At 67.5% G+C, this 1,399-nt stretch carries 2 protein-coding genes and 1 pseudogene; 1 reads left to right on the forward strand and 2 read right to left on the reverse strand.

Annotation, left to right across the window (positions count from 1 at the left end; all coding sequences use genetic code 11):
• Positions 1 to 315, forward strand: a pseudogene (locus tag ELR45_RS38360) (phosphotransferase); the annotation flags it as partial.
• 24 nt (positions 316 to 339) lie between these two features.
• Here ELR45_RS38360 and ELR45_RS18860 read toward each other — a convergent pair.
• Together ELR45_RS18860 and ELR45_RS18865 are read right to left on the reverse strand one after the other, a co-directional pair.
• Entirely contained in the window at positions 340 to 882 is a 543-nt protein-coding gene (locus ELR45_RS18860; protein WP_129667759.1) for a hypothetical protein, read from the reverse strand.
• 179 nt (positions 883 to 1,061) lie between these two features.
• On the reverse strand, positions 1,062 to 1,399 hold a 338-nt coding region (locus ELR45_RS18865), incomplete at its 5' end, for a PQQ-dependent sugar dehydrogenase (RefSeq protein ID WP_165367912.1).

The following is a 1,399-nucleotide window of genomic DNA, read 5'->3' on the forward strand; positions in this document are numbered from 1 at the left end:
CCGGGCAACATGCTCACCACGAAGAACGGGCTGTTGTTCATAGACCTCGAGACGTGTTGCCGTGGGCCTGTCGAATTCGACCTCGCCCATGCGCCCGACGAAGTCAGCGAGCACTATCCGGGTGTCGATCAAGACTTGCTACGCGATTGCCGGATTCTCGTGCTGGCGATGATCACAACGTGGCGTTGGGATCGAGGCGACCAACTCCCGAACGGGCGCCAGCTGGGAACGGAGTGGCTCAGCCAGATCCGAGCAGCACTCGATCACAAAGGCCAACACCGGCGCCGACCAGGGCGCCGGGTGGCCCCGGGGTGACACTCCCCGGGGCCACCCGGCGTCCTAGCGCAGAATCGGGATCTGCCTGACCAGACCGAGATTCCGCCACCACGGGCCGAGTCCCCACCGGTCGCCCGCGTTCGCGAACGCCAGCGCGATCATGGCGACCGCGTAGACGATGTGGATGTCGACGATCGGGTTGTTCTCGAGCGGGAGCATCGACATCCACATCGAGATCATCAAGACGGTGCCGCCGGCGGCGGCGAGCCGCAGTCCGATGCCGAGGGTGAGCGCGATGCCGAGGCCGGCCATGCCCCCCATGAACATCCAGTCGGCCCAGACCTGCCCGGACATGCCCTGGAAGAGGTCCCCGAAAGTGCCGTCGCGGCTGGCGAGGAAGCCGCTGGTGGGGCTTTCCCCCTCGGTCCAGGCGCCTTCGGCCGGGGTGTCGTAGCCGAGCCCGAAGGTAGCGTCCAGGAAGGCCCACAGGAAGATCCAGCCGAGGACGATCCGGACGAGTGCGAGGGCGCGCGCCGGCGGTTGTGGAGTCGAGGGCGGGGTCTGGAGGACCTCGTCCCGGGTGAAGGTGGTCGTATTCGTAGCCATGTGAAATCTCCTTGGAGGTCAGAACGACAGCGGGGATCGGCGGCGAGCGGTATCTCCCTGCGATACCGGGTCGCCAACGGGTTGCCTGACGCTTCAGGCTGATCTGGGTCCTCAGGCACCGCCTGAGAGGGGCCGCCGGCCTCGCCGTCTGCGAAGCGTCGGCTCATGACCGGAATCCGTCATTCGACGGCGAGTTCGATGCGCAGTATGCGGTCGTCTCCCTCTCCCGCCTCATCGCGCCCGGTGTTCGAGGTGAGGACCCACAGTGACCCGTCCGGTGCGACCTCAACCGTGCGGAGGCGCCCCCACTCGCCCTCCAGGTGCGCGATCGGTTCGCCGGTCGGCTGTCCTTCGTCGACCGGCAGTTGCCACAGCCGCTGCCCGCGCAGAGCCGCCATCCACAGTGATTCTTCGGCGTAGGCGATGCCGGACGGTGAGGCGTCCTCGGTGGCGAAGGCGAAGATCGGCCTCTCGCCTCCCGAGCCGGTCGTGCCCTCGGCGTCCGGCCACCCGTAGT

This window comes from Phytoactinopolyspora endophytica (assembly GCF_004138495.1).
GTDB classification, from domain to species: domain Bacteria; phylum Actinomycetota; class Actinomycetes; order Jiangellales; family Jiangellaceae; genus Phytoactinopolyspora; species Phytoactinopolyspora endophytica.

Excerpts from the sequence above, each read along its gene's own strand:
- ELR45_RS18860 (WP_129667759.1), bottom strand. The coding sequence starts at position 882 with ATGGCTACGAATACGACCACCTTCACCCGGGACGAGGTCCTCCAGACC.